General features: G+C 67.5%; 14 protein-coding genes. 10 read left to right on the plus strand and 4 right to left on the minus strand.

The window, feature by feature from the left end:
• The first annotated feature begins 48 nt into the window (after positions 1-48).
• The 9 genes from KBY57_RS02925 to KBY57_RS02970 all read left to right on the plus strand — a co-directional run bounded on the left by KBY57_RS02925 (position 49) and on the right by KBY57_RS02970 (position 10828).
• Positions 49-492: a hypothetical protein gene (locus KBY57_RS02925; RefSeq protein WP_254994385.1), complete on the plus strand. Its 444-nt coding sequence runs from the start codon at positions 49-51 to the stop codon at positions 490-492.
• A gap of 10 nt (positions 493-502) precedes the next feature.
• Positions 503-3622 carry a DEAD/DEAH box helicase gene (locus tag KBY57_RS02930; RefSeq protein ID WP_254994386.1) on the plus strand — a complete coding sequence of 1040 codons (3120 nt, stop codon included), beginning with the start codon at positions 503-505 and terminating at the stop codon, positions 3620-3622.
• Between the two features lie 186 nt (positions 3623-3808).
• The gene (locus tag KBY57_RS02935; RefSeq protein WP_254994387.1) at positions 3809-4717 is read left to right on the plus strand and encodes an SWIM zinc finger family protein; all 909 of its coding nucleotides are present in this window, start codon (positions 3809-3811) and stop codon (positions 4715-4717) included.
• Positions 4707-5225, plus strand: coding sequence for an MEKHLA domain-containing protein (locus KBY57_RS02940; protein WP_254994388.1), 519 nt, complete (start codon positions 4707-4709; stop codon positions 5223-5225). The genes KBY57_RS02935 and KBY57_RS02940 overlap by 11 nt, the downstream gene beginning before the upstream one ends.
• Before the next feature lie 135 nt (positions 5226-5360).
• On the plus strand, positions 5361-5810 hold the full coding sequence (locus KBY57_RS02945; RefSeq protein WP_254994389.1) for an Hsp20/alpha crystallin family protein: 450 nt from the start codon (positions 5361-5363) through the stop codon (positions 5808-5810).
• A gap of 155 nt (positions 5811-5965) precedes the next feature.
• Positions 5966-7717 carry a diflavin flavoprotein gene (locus tag KBY57_RS02950; RefSeq protein WP_254994390.1) on the plus strand — a complete coding sequence of 584 codons (1752 nt, stop codon included), beginning with the start codon at positions 5966-5968 and terminating at the stop codon, positions 7715-7717.
• Entirely contained in the window at positions 7717-9537 is a 1821-nt protein-coding gene (locus tag KBY57_RS02955; RefSeq protein ID WP_254994391.1) for a diflavin flavoprotein, read from the plus strand. The genes KBY57_RS02950 and KBY57_RS02955 overlap by 1 nt, the downstream gene beginning before the upstream one ends.
• Before the next feature lie 139 nt (positions 9538-9676).
• On the plus strand, positions 9677-10390 hold the full coding sequence (locus tag KBY57_RS14165; RefSeq protein ID WP_261356623.1) for a rubrerythrin family protein: 714 nt from the start codon (positions 9677-9679) through the stop codon (positions 10388-10390).
• A gap of 225 nt (positions 10391-10615) precedes the next feature.
• Positions 10616-10828 carry a hypothetical protein gene (locus KBY57_RS02970; RefSeq protein WP_254994392.1) on the plus strand — a complete coding sequence of 71 codons (213 nt, stop codon included), beginning with the start codon at positions 10616-10618 and terminating at the stop codon, positions 10826-10828.
• A gap of 6 nt (positions 10829-10834) precedes the next feature.
• On the opposite strand, the gene KBY57_RS02975 is transcribed toward KBY57_RS02970, so the two are convergent.
• From KBY57_RS02975 to gcvH, 3 genes are all read right to left on the minus strand, one after another.
• Entirely contained in the window at positions 10835-11047 is a 213-nt protein-coding gene (locus tag KBY57_RS02975) for a hypothetical protein (protein WP_094561260.1), read from the minus strand.
• A gap of 108 nt (positions 11048-11155) precedes the next feature.
• Complete coding sequence (gcvP, locus tag KBY57_RS02980; RefSeq protein ID WP_254994393.1) at positions 11156-14128, minus strand: aminomethyl-transferring glycine dehydrogenase; 2973 nt, start codon at positions 14126-14128, stop codon at positions 11156-11158.
• Positions 14128-14517: a glycine cleavage system protein GcvH gene (gene gcvH, locus KBY57_RS02985; protein WP_254994394.1), complete on the minus strand. Its 390-nt coding sequence runs from the start codon at positions 14515-14517 to the stop codon at positions 14128-14130. The genes gcvP and gcvH overlap by 1 nt, the downstream gene beginning before the upstream one ends.
• Before the next feature lie 154 nt (positions 14518-14671).
• Here gcvH and KBY57_RS02990 point away from each other — a divergent pair, with 154 nt between their 5' ends.
• Positions 14672-15355, plus strand: a complete 684-nt coding sequence (locus tag KBY57_RS02990; RefSeq protein ID WP_254994395.1) for a YrbL family protein — start codon at positions 14672-14674, stop codon at positions 15353-15355.
• On the opposite strand, the gene KBY57_RS02995 is transcribed toward KBY57_RS02990, so the two are convergent.
• On the minus strand, positions 15303-16568 hold the full coding sequence (locus KBY57_RS02995) for an aminotransferase class I/II-fold pyridoxal phosphate-dependent enzyme (RefSeq protein WP_254994396.1): 1266 nt from the start codon (positions 16566-16568) through the stop codon (positions 15303-15305). The genes KBY57_RS02990 and KBY57_RS02995 overlap by 53 nt on opposite strands.
• Positions 16569-16587 lie beyond the last annotated feature (19 nt).

Here is a 16587-nt window from a genome sequence, read left to right on the forward strand (position 1 = left end):
ACCCTGAGCAGGGCATGATCGCCCAGCACTGGTCCGCGCCCGATCCCCGTGTCTGTGGCCGAAAGCGAGCCCCGCGCCCAGCTGCGGCTGCAATCGATCGGCTGGGCCCTGGCCGCAGGAGCCGTGGCCGGCTTGCCCGAGCTGCTGGCCACCGGGCTCGGTCCTGAGCTGAGCACCGCCCTCGATCCCGCCTTGCGCTCGGCCGGTTGCGGCTTTTTCTATGGCCTGCTGGCTTTTCACCTGCAGCGGGTCGACCCCGATGACAGCCATCTGCAGGCCGGTCTGGTGGGCGCCGTGTGTGGCATCCGCAGCCTCGGCAGCCCCCTGGAGCTCGTCGCAACCATGCCCACTGGGCTGATGGGCCTGCCAACTGTGATGATGGAGCTGATTCGCGGGTGGCTGCCCCTCTGGCTGCCGCTGATCGGCAGTGCCCTGGTGCTGCATTCAGCGCAGCGCCTGGCCCCACGCCTCCTGCCCGCCCGACGGCCTTGAGGCCGGGTTCATGAGTCTGCTGCACGCCACCTGGCTGTTTCCCCCCGAGGGTTCGGGTGGCCGCCTGTTTGTGTGGGCTGACACATGGCGTGTGGCCACCCCCGCCGTGCCCAAGCTCGAGGCCCCCGAGCACCCCCTGGCCCTTAACGAAGACGATCTGGCCACCTGGCTCGACGACAACGGCCTCTGGACCGAGGCCCTGCGTCCGGCCCGGGCCACCCTGAGCCTGCCCAGCCGCAGCCAGGCCGCCAAGGGCCGCCGCACCAGCGCCAGCAGCTGGAGCGGCCTGCCGCTCCAGGCCGGTGAACCGATCCCGAAGCAGCTGGAGTGGTGGCCCTGGCAGGTGGAGGGCTGGGCCCTGGATTCGGCCAATGCGGGCGAATGGCTGAGCCAGCTCCCCCTGGCCGGCGAACACCCGGAAATGGCCGATGAGCTGCGCTGGTGGAGCCACCTGCAGCGCTGGGCCCTGAGCCTGATTGCCCGGGGCCGCTGGCTGCCGCAGATCGACGAAGGCAAAGCCCGCTGGCTGCCACTGCTCAACCGGGAAGACGACCGCCGCCGCCTGGAAGACCTGGCCAGCGGCCTGCCCCAGGTGGCCACCTGCGCCCTGGCCGCCGGACCGCTGGGCGACCCGGCCCTGGCCTGCCGGCGCCCCGGCAGCGGCCGGCTGCGGGTGGCCAGCCTGCTGGAGGCGCTGCTGGATGGCCAGCTGCGGGCGGCCTTCAGCCCCAGCGCGGAAGGCCTCGATCCGCTGCTGGCAGCCTGGCAGAAGGCCCTGGGCAAGGGCGACGGCAGCCTCAACCTGGGCGAGGAGGAGCTGGAGCGCCTCAGCATCGCCACCCACCACTGGCGCGAGGGCGTGGCGGGCAAGGTGGAGCCGGCCCGCACCTGCCTGGAGCTGTTCACCCCCGCCGAAGGCGAGGAGCTCTGGGAGCTGCGCTTCGGCTTGCAGGCCGAGGCCGACCCGAGCCTGCGGGTGCCGGCGGCCGCCGTGTGGGCTGCCGGCGATCGGGGCCTGCAGATGGGCGAGATCGCCGTGCCCCAGCCCAGCGAGCTGCTGCTGGAGGGCATGGGCCGGGCACTAACCGTGTTTGAACCAATCCAGCGGGGCCTGGATTCGGCCACCCCCGAGGCGATGCAGCTCACCCCGGCCGAGGCCTTCGTGCTGGTGCGCACCGGCGCGTCCCAGCTGCGGGACGTGGGCGTGGGCGTGGTGCTACCCGCCAGCCTCTCCGGCGGCCTGGCGAGCCGGCTGGGCCTGGCGATCACGGCCGAGCTGCCGGAGAAATCGCGCGGCTTCACCTTGGGCGAATCGCTCAGCTTCAGCTGGGAATTCATGATCGGCGGCGTCACCCTCACCCTGCGCGATCTGGAGCGCCTGCAGGCCAAGCGCAGCCCGCTGGTGCAGCACAAGGGCGCCTGGATCGAGCTGCGCCCCGCCGACCTGCGCAACGCCGAGCGGTTCTGCGGCGCCGATCCAGGCCTCAGCCTCGACGATGCCCTGCGGCTCACCGCCAGCGACGGCGACACCTTCCACCGGCTGCCGGTGCACCGCTTCGACGCCGGTCCGCGGCTGCAGGCGGTGCTGGAGCAGTACCACCAGCAGAAGGCCCCCGATCCCCTGCCCGCACCGCCGGGCTTCTCCGGCCAGCTGCGGCCCTACCAGGAGCGGGGCCTGGGCTGGCTGGCCTTCCTGCACCGCTTCGATCAAGGCGCCTGCCTGGCCGACGACATGGGCCTGGGCAAAACGATCCAGCTGCTGGCCTTCCTGCAACACCTCAAGGCCGAAGAGGAACTGAAGCGGCCGGTGCTGCTGGTGGCGCCCACCTCGGTGCTCACCAACTGGAAGCGGGAGGCCCATGGCTTCACGCCGGAGCTCTCGGTGCGGGAGCACTACGGCCCGCGCCGTCCGTCCAGCCCCGAAGCCCTCAAAAAAGCCCTCAAGGGAGTCGATCTGGTGCTCACCAGCTATGGCCTGCTGCAGCGCGACAGCGAACTGCTGGAGAGCGTCGACTGGCAGGGGATGGTGATCGACGAAGCCCAGGCGATCAAGAACCCCAGCGCCAAACAGAGCCAGGCGGCCCGCGACCTGGCGCGCCCCGGCCGGCTCAGCAAAGGCGGCAGCCGCTTCCGGATCGCGCTGACCGGCACGCCGGTGGAAAACCGCGTCAGCGAACTGTGGGCGCTGATGGACTTTCTCAACCCCAAGGTGCTGGGCGACGAGCCCTTCTTCCGCCAGCGCTACCGGCTGCCGATCGAGCGCTACGGCGACATGGCCTCGATGCGCGACCTCAAAGCCCGCGTCGGGCCCTTCATCCTGCGGCGCCTCAAAACCGACAAGTCGATCATTTCCGACCTGCCGGAGAAGGTGGAGCTGCACGAGTGGGTGGGCCTGGCCCCCGAGCAGAAGAAGCTCTACAACCGCACCGTCGACGAGAGCCTCGACGCCATCGCCCGCGCGCCCCTGGGCCAAAAGCACGGCCAGGTGCTGGCCCTGCTCACCAAGCTCAAGCAGATCTGCAACCACCCAGCCCTGGCGCTCAAGGAAGACGCCGACGCCGTGCTCGCCGCCGGCAACGGCAGCTTCAGCAGCCGCAGCGCCAAGCTGCAGCGGCTCGAAGAGATCCTCGAGGAGGTGATCGAAGCGGGCGACAGGGCGCTGCTGTTCACCCAGTTCGCCGAATGGGGCCTGCTGCTCCAGGCCCACCTGCAACGCAAGTGGCGCCAGGAGGTGCCGTTCCTCTATGGCAGCACCAGCAAAACCGAGCGCCAGGCCATGGTCGACCGCTTTCAGGACGACCCCCGCGGCCCCCAGCTGTTTTTGCTGTCACTCAAAGCCGGCGGCGTCGGCCTCAACCTCACCCGCGCCAGCCACGTGTTCCACATCGACCGCTGGTGGAACCCGGCCGTGGAAAACCAGGCCACCGACCGCGCCTACCGCATCGGCCAGCAGAACCGGGTGCTGGTGCACAAGTTCATCACCAGCGGCTCTGTGGAGGAAAAGATCGACCGCATGATCCAGGAGAAGTCGAAGCTGGCCGAGGAGATCGTCGGCTCCGGCGAAGACTGGCTCGGCGGCCTCGATGTGGGCCAGCTCAAAGACCTGGTGAGCCTCAGTGAGGAGGATTGAGGCGATGGCAGCTTCACCTGGCTGGCCTGCAACAGCTGCACGATCTGTTCAGCGCCAAGCTGGAAGAGAGCAGATCGTGCCAAACAATCTCTTGACGTCTGTGAAACAGGCTGTTGCACAAACCCAAAACGCTCTTCACGGCAAAACCGCGCAGCCCGAGATCCGCCGCGCCGGCATCCCCTTCCCATGACCCTCACCCCGAGCCCCTACGCCAGCGGCGCCATCGCCACCCAACTGGGCGACCAGGGCCTGGCCCAGCAGCCCTGGTGGGTGGAACAGTGGATGGAGCTGATCAACTCCTACCGCTACAAGAAGCGGCTGGAGCGCGCCTGGGAATACGCCCGCTCCGGCAATGTCACCTCGATCCGCTTCGAGGGCCGGCGGGTGCATGCCCGGGTGCAGGGCACGGGCGAGGAGCCCTACAAGGTGAAGCTCTGGCTCGACGTGCTCAACGACGACGACTGGGGCTACGTGCTCGACGCCCTCACCCAGAAGGCCCGGTGGTCGGCCCAGTTACTGGCCGGCGTCATGCCCCAGGACATCGAGCGCGCCTTCGCCGCCAGCGGCAAGCGCCTGTTCCCATTCAAGTTGCAGGAGGTGCGCAGCGAGTGCAGCTGCCCCGACAAGGCCAACCCCTGCAAGCACGTCAGCGCCGTCTACTACCTGATGGGCGATCGCTTCAGCGAAGACCCCTTCGTGCTGTTCCAGATGCGCGGCCGCACCCGGGCCCAGCTGCTGGCCGACCTGGCCAAGCGGCGGCGCAAGGCGTTGGCGAAACAGGCCAGGCAGGCTGCAGCAGCCAAGGGCTCGCAGCCGGTCGCCGAGGCCGCTCCGCACCCGGTGCATCCCGCCATCAAGGACCCGAGCCGCTGGTGGCGTTACGGCGCAGCCCTCGATTCGGATCTGGTCGTGATCACCCCGGCCCTCGAAGGTGACACGGGCCTCGATGCCGCCGGGCCCCTGCCCCTGGCTGAGGAGCCCCGCTTCCCCGAGGCCAATCTCCACTTCCTGGAGCACCTCAAGGCCCACGGCCAGCAGATCGCTGCCCTGGCGATGGCCAAGGCGATGGGCCCCGTCAACGGTGATGACGCCTGAATCCCTGGAATCACCCCCATGGCTGAGCCCCCAGACCCAGGCCCTGGCCTGCCTGCTGCTGTCTAGCCACCAGCAGGCCTTCGGCACGCCCCTGATCGCCGGGCTGGCGGCCGACGCCTCATCCCGGCAGGCCGCGCAGGAGTTGTTCGCCTCCGAAGTGGTGGTGCTGGCCCACAACGGCGCCGACCCCGCCACCGATCCCGGCCCCCGGCTGATCTACTCCAACCGCGCCGCCCTGAGGCTGTGGCAGCGCCCCTGGAACGCGATGGTGGGGATGCCGTCGCGACTCACCGCTGAACCGGCCGAGCGAGCCAGCCGCAGCCAGGCCCTGGTGGCGGCCCAGGCCCAGCACGCCCTCAGCGGCTACAGCGGCATCCGCATCGACAGCCGCGGCCGCCGCTTCCAGATCGACGGGGCCCGGCTCTGGACCCTGCGCGACGAGGCAGGCCTGCCCTGCGGCCAGGCCGCCCGCTTCAGCCGCTGGTGGCACCTAGCTGGTGGCACCTAGAGGGTTGCCGGTTGCCCGCACCAACCCGTGGTGCCAACCGAACAGGGCCGTGAGGGCCGTACCTGGCAGGTCGGTCTGCACCCTGTTGGCGCCCGGGCAGCCGCAGCACATTGGCGGTGTTCCGGAGAACCTCCGATGCTCACCATTCGCCAATCCCCCTTCGATCTGCTCCGCAGCGACCTGCTCGAAGCCGATCTGTTCAAGACGCTTGAGCGTCAGCTCAACAACGCCGAGCTGCAGAAGGCCGCACGGGTGCCCGCCGCGGAGGTGCACGACGGCCCCGAGGCCTACACCATCACCCTGGAACTGCCGGGAGTCGACAAGGCCTCGATCGACGTCAAGGCCACCGACCGCACCCTGGTGATCAGCGCCGAACGGCGCCAGCCCACCCAGAGCGAGCCAGAGCAGGCCCAGCCGGCCCCCCTGATCAGCGAGATCTCCTACGGCACCTGGAGCCGCAGCTTCCGCTTCCCCGGCGGCATCAACCGCGATGGGCTCGAAGCCCACTACCGCGACGGCATGCTCACCGTCACGGCCCCAAAGGCGCAAAACCAGACCACCGTGCAGGTGCAGGTCGAAGGCTGAATGGGCATGGGCCCGACCACTGGCAGGAGACACGAGACCCCAGGCCCGGCCCCCTGCCGGGCCTTTTTTTGTGCCCATCACAGTGCCGCACAGCGACCCCAGTGCCCCCAGCGACGGGGAGCCTTCCTACAGTCGCCCCACTTGCGGATGGATCCATGGCTGGTGCCGTCGCAGCCGAACCCCGGCTCACCCTGCAGTGCGAGGCGATCGGGCCCGACACCAGCACGATCCGCTCGCTCGACTGGGACCGCAGCCGCTTCGACATCGAATTCGGCCTGCGCAACGGCACCACCTACAACAGCTTTCTGGTGCGAGGCGAGCGCACTGCCCTGATCGACACCAGCCACCTCAAATTCCAAAGCAGCTGGCTGCCGCTGCTGCAGGAGCAGATCGATCCCCAGGCCATCGATCATCTGATCGTGTCCCACACCGAGCCGGATCACTCCGGCCTGATCGGCCACCTGCTCGATCTGAATCCCGAGATCGAGATCATCGCCTCGAAGGTGGCAATCCAGTTTCTGGAGGATCAGGTGCACCGGCCCTTCAGGAGTCGGGCGGTGAAGAGCGGCGAAGAGCTGGATCTGGGCACCAACCCCGTGAGTGGCGTGGCGCACCGCTTCGAGTTTCTGAGCGCGCCGAATCTGCACTGGCCCGACACGATCTTCTCGTTCGACCACGGCACCGGCATCCTCTACACCTGCGATGCCTTCGGCCTGCACTACTGCTCCGACGACGTCTTCGATGAGGATCCGGGGGCGATCGCGCCCGATTTCCGCTTCTACTACGACTGCCTGATGGGCCCCAACGCACGCAGCGTGCTGCAGGCGATGAAGCGCATGGATGCCCTGCCGGCAATCACCACCGTGGCGGTGGGCCATGGGCCCCTGCTGCGCCACCACCTGGGCCTATGGCTGAACGACTACCGCAGCTGGAGTGAAGGCCGCAGCAGCACCGAGGCCTATGCCGCCGTCTGCTATCTGAGCCAATACGGCTTCTGCGATCGCCTCAGCCAGGCGATCGCCCGCGGCATCGGCAAGGCCGGCGCCCAGGTGCAGCTGGTAGATCTGCGCGCCACCGACCCCCAGGAGCTCAGCGCCCTCGTGGGCGAGGCCAACGCCGTGGTGGTGCCCACCTGGCCCGCCAACCCCGATGCCGAGCTGCAAGCCTCGATCGGCACCCTACTGGCCGCCCTCAAGCCGAAGCAGTGGGTGGGCAGCTACGACGCCTTCGGCGGCGACGATGAGCCGATCGACACGGTGGCCAACCAGCTGCGCAGCCTCGGCCAGAAGACCGCCTTTGAACCGCTGCGCATCCGCCAGGTGCCAGGCGGCACGGATTACCAACGCTGCGAGGAAGCCGGCACCGACCTGGGCCAGTTGCTCACCAAGGCGAAAACGATCGCCGCCATGAAGGCCCTCGATGGCGATCTCGACAAGGCGCTCGGACGGCTCAGCGGTGGCCTCTATGTGGTGACAGCCCGCCAGGACACACCCGATGGCAGCCGCAGCTCGGCCATGGTGGCCAGCTGGGTGAGCCAAGCCAGCTTCGAACCGCCCGGCCTCACCGTGGCCGTGGCCAAAGACCGCGCAATCGAAGCGCTGCTGCAGGTGGGCGACCGCTTCGTGCTCAACATCCTGCGGGAGGACAACCACCAGGAGTTGCTCCGCCACTTCCTCAAGCGCTTCCCACCCGGTGCCGACCGCTTTGCCGGCGTGGCCACCCTCGAAGGCGCCGCCGCCGGCGGCCCGGTGCTGGGCGATGCCCTGGCCTACCTGGGCTGCCGCGTGGCGCAGCGGATGGAAGGGCCTGATCACTGGATCATCTACGCCGAAGTGGAGCAGGGCAACGTGGCCGACACCGAGGCCAGCACCGCCGTGCACCACCGCAAAGTGGGGAACCACTACTGATGGACAGTTCGGCCGACCCCAGCAGCGCCCGGCGCGTCATCCAGCTGCCCCTCGAGCCTGGCCTGATTTGCCTCAAGGGCCTCAGCCCCACGCGGCTGCGCTTTGAGGTGGAGTATGGCCTGGAGCGGGGCACCACAGCCAACAGCTTCCTGTTTCCGGCGGCGGCGCTGCTGGTGCATCCCCCCGGCGCCTCGTTCGCCGATCCCTTCCTGACGGAGCTGGCCGCCCTGGTGCCAAGCGATGCCCCACTCAAGGTGGTGGTGGGCGATGTCAACCCCAACCGGGTGGCCCTGCTGCACCAGCTGGCGGCCCGCTGGCCGAACACACTGCTGGTGAGCTCCAACGCCGGCGCCCGCCTGCTGGAGGAGCTCTGGAGCCAGCAGAAACCCACCAAACCCGCAGGCAGCGGCGGCAACAACGACGCCCCCCAGGTGGCGATCCCGCCCCTGCCACAGATCGAGGTGGTGAAGAAGGAGATCAACCACCCCCTGGGCGATGGCCACGTGCTGCGCCTGATCCCCACGCCCACCCCTCGCTGGCCCGGGGGGCTGATGGCCTTCGAAGAAACCAGCGGCCTGCTGATGAGCGGCAAATTTTTTGCCGCCCACCTCTGCAGCGAAAGCTTCGCTGAAGCCAACCGCAGCAGCAGCGAGGAAGACCGCCGCTACTTCTACGACTGCCTGATGGCCCCGATGACCAGGCAGGTGGACGCGGTGGTGGAACGGCTCGAAGAGCTCGACATCCGCACGATCGCCCCCGGCCACGGACCAGCGATCAGCGAGAGCTGGCGCAGCCTGCTCAACGACTACCACCGCTGGGGGGCGTCCCAGGAACGGGCGCGGCTGTCGGTGGCGCTGCTGTTTGCCAGCGCCTATGGCAACACCGCCGCCATCGCCGATGGCCTGGCCCAGGGCGTGGGTCGCACCGGCGTGCGGGTGGAGAGCATCAACTGTGAATTCACGCCGCCCGAGCAGCTGCTGGCGGCGATCCGCTCCTGCGACGCGATCCTGATCGGCTCGCCCACCCTCGGCGGCCATGCCCCCACACCGATCGTCTCGGCCCTGGGCACAGTTTTAGCCGAGGGCGACCGCAGCAAGCCGGTGGGGGTGTTCGGCAGCTTCGGCTGGAGCGGCGAAGCCCTGGATCTGCTGGAGAGCAAGCTGCGCGACGGCGGCTTCCGCTTTGCCTTCGAGCCGATCAAGGTGAAATTCAGCCCTGATGCCGTCACCCTCAAAACCATCGAGGAAACCGGCACCGCCCTAGGCCGCCAGCTGCTGGCCGATCAGCGCAAGGCCCAACGGCGCAGCGCCAGTGGCGGCCTCAGCGAGAGCCGCAGCAACCCTGCCGTGCAGGCCCTGGGCCGGGTGGTGGGATCCCTATGCGTGCTCACCACCAGCAAAGGGGAAGGCAGCAGCCGCCTCAGCAGCGCCATGGTGGCCAGCTGGGTGAGCCAGGCCAGCTTCTCGCCGCCTGGCTTCACCGTGGCGGTGGCCAAGGATCGGGCGGTGGAGGCGTTGCTTCACATCGGTGATCGCTTCGCCCTCAACGTGCTGGCCGCCGGCCGGGAAACCGGGCCGATGAAGCAGTTCTTGCAGCCCTTTGCGCCAGGGGCCGACCGCTTCGCCGGCCTGGAGCTCGATGAGAGCCCCAGCGGCCAACCGATCCTGCCGGAGGCCCTGGCCTGGCTCGAGGCCACGGTGCAGCAGCGGATGGAATGCGGCGACCACTGGCTGCTCTACGCCCAGGCAAGCCACGGCGGCGTGCTGGATGGCAGCGGCACAACGGCCGTGCACCAACGCCGCAGCGGCGCCAACTACTGAGCCCCTCACGCCAGCCCAGCGCAACCCGCGGCGCATCGTCCCGCGTCCACACGCCCTAACTCATAGTCGCTCCGACTTCGGATAAGCTACGCTCTGGTTCAGCCGCAGCACTTCCCAGCCAATGGACCCCTCCCAGCCCATGGACCTCTCCAAACCCAGCACCGAAGCCAACCTCGAAGCCGCCTTCGGCGGCGAGAGCATGGCCAACCGCAAATACCTGTTCTTCGCGGAGGTGGCCAAGCAGGTTGGCAACGCTGAGCTGGCCAAGCTGTTTCGCGACACCGCCGCCCAGGAAACCGAGCACGCCTTCGCCCACTTCCGGCTGCTCCATCCCGAGCTGGTGATCGACGATCCCGCCAGTCTCTCCGACGCGCAGAAGCAGGCCCTGCTGAGCCGCTGCCTGGAGCTGGCGATCGAAGGCGAAACCTACGAGTACACAACCATGTACCCGGAATTCGCCGCCCAGGCCCGGGCCGACCGCGACTCCGGCGCCGAGGCGGAATTCGACGGGCAGATCGATGAATCGAAGCAGCACGCCGGCATCTTCCGCACAGCCGCCAAAAACTTCGGCCTGCTGGAGCCGATCGAGCAGCATCACGCCGAGCGCTACGGCGTCGCCCTGGAAGCCCTGCAGGGCAAGGGTGTGGCCGGCGAAGCGGCCGAGCCAGTGGCGGGCAAGTGGATCTGCAAGCTCTGCTCGATGATCTACGACCCGGCCGTGGGCGATCCCGATTCCGGCCTGGCCCCGGGCACGCCGTTTGAGGCCATCCCCGACGACTGGCGCTGCCCGATCTGCGGAGCCCGCAAGGCCAGCTTCGTGCCCTACCGCGAGCCGGAACTCCTCGCGGCCTGATAATGCACAACTGGGCTGCACTTGTTGCAGCCCAGCACACTAAAACAACCCTTTTTCATATCTGAATCCCCTAACGAAAGCCGCCGCCCGGGTCAGTCATACCAAGCTCTTGGCGGGGCTACAGCGGATCCCTTTCGAGCTGTAACGGCAAAACGGAAACCAATCGGTAGAGACCCGGGATTGCGCATCAAGGACGCTCCAATGGCTGGAGCACGATTAGTCCGAATGACCAGCCAAGCCACGATCCGCACCTCCAGCGGTCACCACCCCCTGGGGGCGAGAGTGGCGGTGCGCTATCGGGGCTTTGTGCTGATTCCCCAGCCCGATCTCACCTGGTTGGTGCGACCGGAGCGCAGCCCCATGCCCGTGCTTCCCTTCCGGACGCCGGCCAGCTCCCTGGAGGATGTCAAAGCCCTGATCGATTGGCGCCTGGGCTGAGCTGAGTTAAGCAGCCTGGGGCGGAGGCGTGGGGTCGCTGTGACCCTGGAAGGGCAGCACCAGCGTGGCCCAGTGGTCCGGACGCTGGGGGCGAACACGCCGGGCATGGCGCACACCGAACGGAACCCGCACCACATTGGTGCCTTCAACCCTCAGGGTCTGGCCCCCGCCCGAACCCGCGTCGCCTCCGGGTCCAAAACCGTCGTTACTGCCCTTCATGATCCCCAAAATGAATGGCGCTGGCGCTGATTGTGTTGGCAAAGCGGAAATTGGCAACCCCGCCAGCCAACTCCGCGTCAAGTTGTCACAGTGTGAGGCACAACGGGATCACGGAACAGTGGCCGTTGGCACCGCTTGGGCCAGTTCCTCAACTGATGGGCAGGTGCACACCAGATGGCGATCGCCAAAGGCGTTGTCAATCCGGGCCACCGCCGGCCAAAACTTGCGCTGCCGTTGGGCGTCTCCAGCGGGAAACGCCGCCTGCTGGCGCGTATAAGGCCGGTCCCAGTGATCGGCGGTCACCGCGGCCACGGTGTGGGGGGCCCGCTTGAGGGGGTTGTTGAGGGGATCGGCAGCACCGGCCTCGATCGCTGCCGCCTCCAGGCGAATCGCCACCATGGCCCCGCAGAAGCGATCGAGCTCAGCCAGCGACTCACTTTCGGTGGGCTCCACCATCACCGTGCCCGCCACGGGCCAACTCACGGTGGGGGCATGGAAGCCGTAGTCCATCAGGCGCTTGGCCAGATCGTCGACCTCCAGGCCACAGCTGCGCTTGAGCGGCCGCAGATCGAGAATGCACTCGTGGGCGACGCGTCCCCCCACACCCCGGTAGAGCACCGGAAAGTGGGGCTCGAGCCGATCGGCGATCAGGTTGGCCGCCAGCAGCGCCACTTGGCTGGCCTGGCGCAGCCCCGCACCCCCCATCATGCGGATGTACATCCAGCTGATCGGCAGGATGCTGGCGCTGCCCAGCGGTGCCGCCGCCACCGGGCCCACCGCAGCCCCGCTCTGGCCTGAAGCTCCGGGCAGGAAGGGCACCAGATGCTCCGCCACCGCAATCGGCCCCACCCCCGGGCCGCCGCCGCCATGGGGAATGCAGAAGGTCTTGTGCAGGTTGAGGTGGCACACATCAGCCCCGTAGAGGCCTGGCTTGCACAGGCCCACCTGGGCGTTGAGATTGGCGCCATCCAGATACACCTGACCGCCACGGGCGTGCACCAGCTCGCAGATGCGGCGGATGGCCGGCTCAAACACCCCATGGGTGGAGGGATAGGTGACCATCAACGCCGCCAGGCGCTCGGCGTGGACCTCGGCCTTGGTCTCCAGGTCAGCCAGATCGATGTTGCCCTGCTCATCGCAGGCCACCGGCACCACCTGCAGTCCGGCCATCACCGCACTGGCAGGGTTGGTGCCATGGGCGCTGGTGGGGATCAGGCACACCGTGCGATGGGCGTCGCCGCGGCTGCGATGCCAGGCCCGGATCGCCAGCAGGCCGGCGTACTCCCCCTGGGAGCCGGCGTTGGGCTGCAGCGAGACACCCGCAAAGCCGGTGATCGCGGCGAGCCAGCGCTCCAGGTCGGCCGCCAGGTGCTGATAGCCGGCGGTCTGATCAGACGGTGCCAGGGGGTGCAGCTGGCTGAAGGCCGGCCAGCTCACCGGCGCCAGCTCGGCGGCGGCGTTGAGCTTCATGGTGCAGCTGCCCAGGGGAATCATCCCGTGCACCAGGGAGAGATCCTGGGCCACCAGCTGCTGGATGTAGCGCAGAAGCTCGGTTTCGCTGCGGTAGCGCTGGAAGGGCTCCTGCTGCAGCCAGGGCCCCTGGCGGAGGGGGATGCCGGAGACGGATACAGGACTGTTTGCGAATTCAAGGTTGTGCAACGTGCTGTTGCACAGCTCCCGGGCCCAGTCCACCCGAGCCTGATCGGCAGCAGAGCCGGCACCCAGCGCCGCGAGCAGCCGATCCAGCTCTTCGGCGTTGCTGTATTCATCGAGGCTGATGCCCACTCCGCCTTCGGCTTGGTGCAGGTTGAACCCGGCGGCTAGGGCGGCCGCCACCAGCGCCTCGGCCTGGGCAGGCAGCACCGGCAGCCACAGCGTGTCGAAGCCAGCACCCGCGAGCAAGGGCAGCCCCAGGGCTTCCAGCCCGGCGGCCAGGGCCTGGCGCAGCCCCTGGATGCGGCGGGCGATCAACTCCAGCCCCTCAGGGCCGTGGTGCACGGCATAGAAGCCCGCCATCACCGCCAGCAACACCTGGGCGGTGCAGATGTTGCTGGTGGCTTTGTCGCGGCGGATGTGCTGCTCGCGGGTTTGCAGCGCCAACCGCAAAGCGGGCCGGCCCTCGGCATCCACGGAGCGACCCACCAACCGTCCGGGGATCTGGCGCTTGTAGGCCTCGCGGGTGGCGAAGAACGCGGCATGGGGCCCACCGAACCCCATCGGCACCCCCAGGCGCTGGGTGCTGCCAATGGCGATGTCGGCCCCCAGCTCGCCCACCGGCGCCAGCAGCACCTGGGCCAAGGGATCCACCGCCACCGCGCTGATCACGCCCAGCTCAGCGGCGGCGCCCAACAGGGGCTGGGGATCCCAGAGGCGACCGTGCCGGCCCGGCAGCTGGATCAGCAGGCCAAAGACATCCTCGGGAACCACATCGGCCGCAGCGGCACCGGCAGCCAGCTGCTGGGCCACGGCCTCGGCCTCCACCAACTCCAGGCTGAGGCCTAGAGGCTCGGCCCGGGTCTGCAGCACCGCCAGGGTTTGGGGAAACACCTCGGCATCCACCCAGAAGCGTCGCGCCTGGCTGCGGCGTCCCACCGCCAGCGCCAGCGCCATCGCTTCGGCAGCAGCCGTGGCCTCATCCAGCAGGGAGGCATTGGCGATCGGCAAGCCGGTGAGCTCGCTGATCAGGGTTTGAAAGTTGAGCAGGGCCTCAAGGCGCCCCTGGGCGATCTCGGCCTGGTAGGGCGTGTAGGCGGTGTACCAGGCGGGATTTTCGAACACCTGGCGCTGGATCACCGCTGGCGTGGCGGTGGCGTAGTAGCCCTGGCCAATCAAGGAGCGCAGCACAGTGTTGCCGCCAGCAATCGCGGCCAACTCCGCCAGGGCCTGGGCCTCACTGCAGGGCTGCGGCAGCCCCTGCAGCGCCGCCTCGGGGGGCAGCAGAAGATCGGCGGGCACCACCTGGGTTGAGAGGTCTTCGAGGCTGGCGGCGCCCAGCTCGGCCAGCATCCGCCGCAGCTCCTCAGCACTGGGGCCGATGTGGCGCCCCACAAAGGACAGATCTGCGTCCAGCGCGCCTCCCATCAGGCTCCCTGCAGCTTGGCGGCATAGGTGGCCGCATCCATCAAGCCATTGAGCTGGTCGGGATCACTGGGCTCGAGCAGCAGCAGCCAGCCCTCGCCGTAGGGATCGTTCTGCAACTCCTCCGGACTAGCCAACACCGCTTCGTTGCGGGCCACCACAACGCCGGTCACCGGCGCCAGCAGATCCTCCACCGCCTTCACCGACTCGACACTGCCGAAGCTGACGCCTTGCTGCAGGCTGGCGCCCACCTCGGGAAGCTCCACAAACACGATGTCGCCGAGCTGATCGATGGCAAAGGCACTCAGGCCCAGCCGCAGCCGCCCCCCCTCAGGGCACACGGTTTCGTGGCTGTCGGCGTAGCGGCGATCGTCGGGATAGCTGAGCGCCATCGCGGGGACAGGGTTGGGAACGTGGCTTAACACTACTTTGCCTGAACAAGCCCGGGCTCAGCCAATACAAAGCGAAGCGCCTGAAGCGCATAGAACATGAAATGCCGGCAGCCTTTGGGCTAGATTAATACTTCGCATAGGGCTAACATTCCACGTGCCAAAAGCAATGCTGCAAGCTTTAGCATTTTTAGACATCAGCGACCTAGCAATTGCAAAGCAGGGTCGAATGAGAAATATTCGAATTTTACCCGACCCCTCGAATGCAGTCCTCAAGACAATCAGGCCTGAAATAACTGATCAAAAAGGTCAGTTTATGGACAAAAATTTACTGCAAAGACTGAGATCTCATGGCTGCCACAGTTCGACCCTCAGAGAAATAGAGGAGTACATTATTCAATGTCGCCGGAATCATACTAAACGCGGATTTTCTCTGCCAATAGCACACGTCATTGGGCTATTACCAACCGATGAGGGCCTTGGACTGCTTGCCGAAAAAATAACCGATAACCACGGCAACCTTGCTCCTACCATTGCGGAATTAATCAAGCAAAATAAAATCAGAAACAAGCATGTCAGAGCATTGCAACACTTTCGAGACGGCTGCATTGCCAATCACATAGTGATCGGAGATCTCCATGCCAACAATATTGTCTATACAGAGACAAGGTCGAGCAAGCCTGAGTGCGTCTGCATCGACGGATACGGAGAAAAAGCCTTGATCCCTGTTCACCGCTGGAGCAACAAATTGAACGAAGCCAGAATCAACAAGAAAATAAATCGCATTCTCAATCGAATCTCGGCGGAGTCCAAGACAGCCCTGCTCCAGCCAAAGCTGTAACAGCGCGCTCCAGAGCGATCTGGGCATGAGCCCGGTGGGTACCGCCCTGGGCAAAGAGCACATAGGGCTCCCGCAGCGGTGCATCGGCCGACCACTCACTGGTGCTGCCATCGATGAAGGTGCCGCCGGCCATCACCAGATCGCTGGCATAGCCAGGCATCGGCGCCGGCACTGGGTCGAGATAGGCGCCCACCGGCGAGGCGGCCTGAAAGGCCCGACACACCACCTTGAGCCGCTCGGGATCGCCCAGCCGCACCGCCTGGATCACATCGCTGCGGGGTGCACCGGGCAGGGGGTTCACCGCATAGCCCAGATCGCTGAACACCTGGGCCACCAGCTCACTGCAGATCAGGGCCTCCGCCACCATCTGGGGCGCCAGAAACAAGCCCTGAAACAACAGGCGGTTGAGATCGAAGCTGGTGCCGCCCTCGCCGCCGATGCCCGGGGCAGTGAGGCGGCAGCAGGCCTGCTCCACCAGCTCGGCCCGGCCCGCCACATAGCCGCCGGTGGGGGCGATGGTGCCGCCGAGATTTTTGATCAGGGAGCCGGCGATCAGATCGGCGCCCGCCGCCGTGGGCTCCTGGTCTTCGACCAGCTCGCCATAGCAGTTGTCCACAAACACCAAGCAGCCCGGCTGCAGTGCCTTGACCCGGGCGCACAGCCTGCCGATCTCCGCCACCGCCAGCGACGGCCGCCAGCTGTAGCCGCAGCTGCGCTGGATCAGCACCAGGCGGGTGGGCGGCGCCAGGGCTGCCTCGAGCCCGGCGTCATCCACAAGGCCCGCAGCGGTGAGGGGCAGTTCGTCGTAGGTGATGCCGAACTCCGCCAGGGATCCCTGGCCGCTGCCACGGATGCCGATCACTTCTTCAAGGGTGTCGTAGGGGCGGCCAGTGAGGGCCAGCAGCCGATCGCCGGGCCGCAACACGCCAAACAGCGCCGCCGCGATCGCATGGGTGCCGCTAACGAACTGGAGTCGCACCGCCGCGGCTTCCGCCTGCAGCACCCGGGCCGCCACCCGATCCAACACCTCCCGGCCCTGGTCGCCATGGCCGTAGCCGCTCACCGACGCAAAGTGCTGCACCCCCAGCCGCTCAGCGGCAAAGGCCTCCAGCACCCGCGCCAGCCGCGGCTGCACGGCATCGGTGTGGCGGGCGGCGACGCCGGCGGTGGCAGCAACCGCAGCGGCCACCCGTTCTGCAGCCCAGTCGGTCATCCCCTTGCCATGCGGCCAG

Source organism: Cyanobium sp. Aljojuca 7D2, assembly GCF_024346415.1.
Taxonomy (GTDB): domain Bacteria; phylum Cyanobacteriota; class Cyanobacteriia; order PCC-6307; family Cyanobiaceae; genus Cyanobium_A.

Bases quoted from the DNA above. Each gene is read 5' to 3' on its own strand.
- gcvH (WP_254994394.1), bottom strand. From the start codon at position 14,517: ATGGCGCTCAGCTATCCCGACGATCGCCGCTACGCCGACAGCCACGAA.
- KBY57_RS02975 (WP_094561260.1), bottom strand. From the start codon at position 11,047: ATGAAGGGCAGTAACGACGGTTTTGGACCCGGAGGCGACGCGGGTTCG.
- KBY57_RS02945 (WP_254994389.1), top strand. From the start codon at position 5,361: ATGCTCACCATTCGCCAATCCCCCTTCGATCTGCTCCGCAGCGACCTG.
- gcvP (WP_254994393.1), bottom strand. From the start codon at position 14,128: ATGGGAGGCGCGCTGGACGCAGATCTGTCCTTTGTGGGGCGCCACATC.
- KBY57_RS02935 (WP_254994387.1), top strand. From the start codon at position 3,809: ATGACCCTCACCCCGAGCCCCTACGCCAGCGGCGCCATCGCCACCCAA.
- KBY57_RS02970 (WP_254994392.1), top strand. From the start codon at position 10,616: ATGACCAGCCAAGCCACGATCCGCACCTCCAGCGGTCACCACCCCCTG.
- KBY57_RS02940 (WP_254994388.1), top strand. From the start codon at position 4,707: ATGACGCCTGAATCCCTGGAATCACCCCCATGGCTGAGCCCCCAGACC.
- KBY57_RS14165 (WP_261356623.1), top strand. From the start codon at position 9,677: ATGGACCTCTCCAAACCCAGCACCGAAGCCAACCTCGAAGCCGCCTTC.
- KBY57_RS02955 (WP_254994391.1), top strand. From the start codon at position 7,717: ATGGACAGTTCGGCCGACCCCAGCAGCGCCCGGCGCGTCATCCAGCTG.
- KBY57_RS02950 (WP_254994390.1), top strand. From the start codon at position 5,966: ATGGCTGGTGCCGTCGCAGCCGAACCCCGGCTCACCCTGCAGTGCGAG.
- KBY57_RS02930 (WP_254994386.1), top strand. From the start codon at position 503: ATGAGTCTGCTGCACGCCACCTGGCTGTTTCCCCCCGAGGGTTCGGGT.
- KBY57_RS02995 (WP_254994396.1), bottom strand. From the start codon at position 16,568: ATGACCGACTGGGCTGCAGAACGGGTGGCCGCTGCGGTTGCTGCCACC.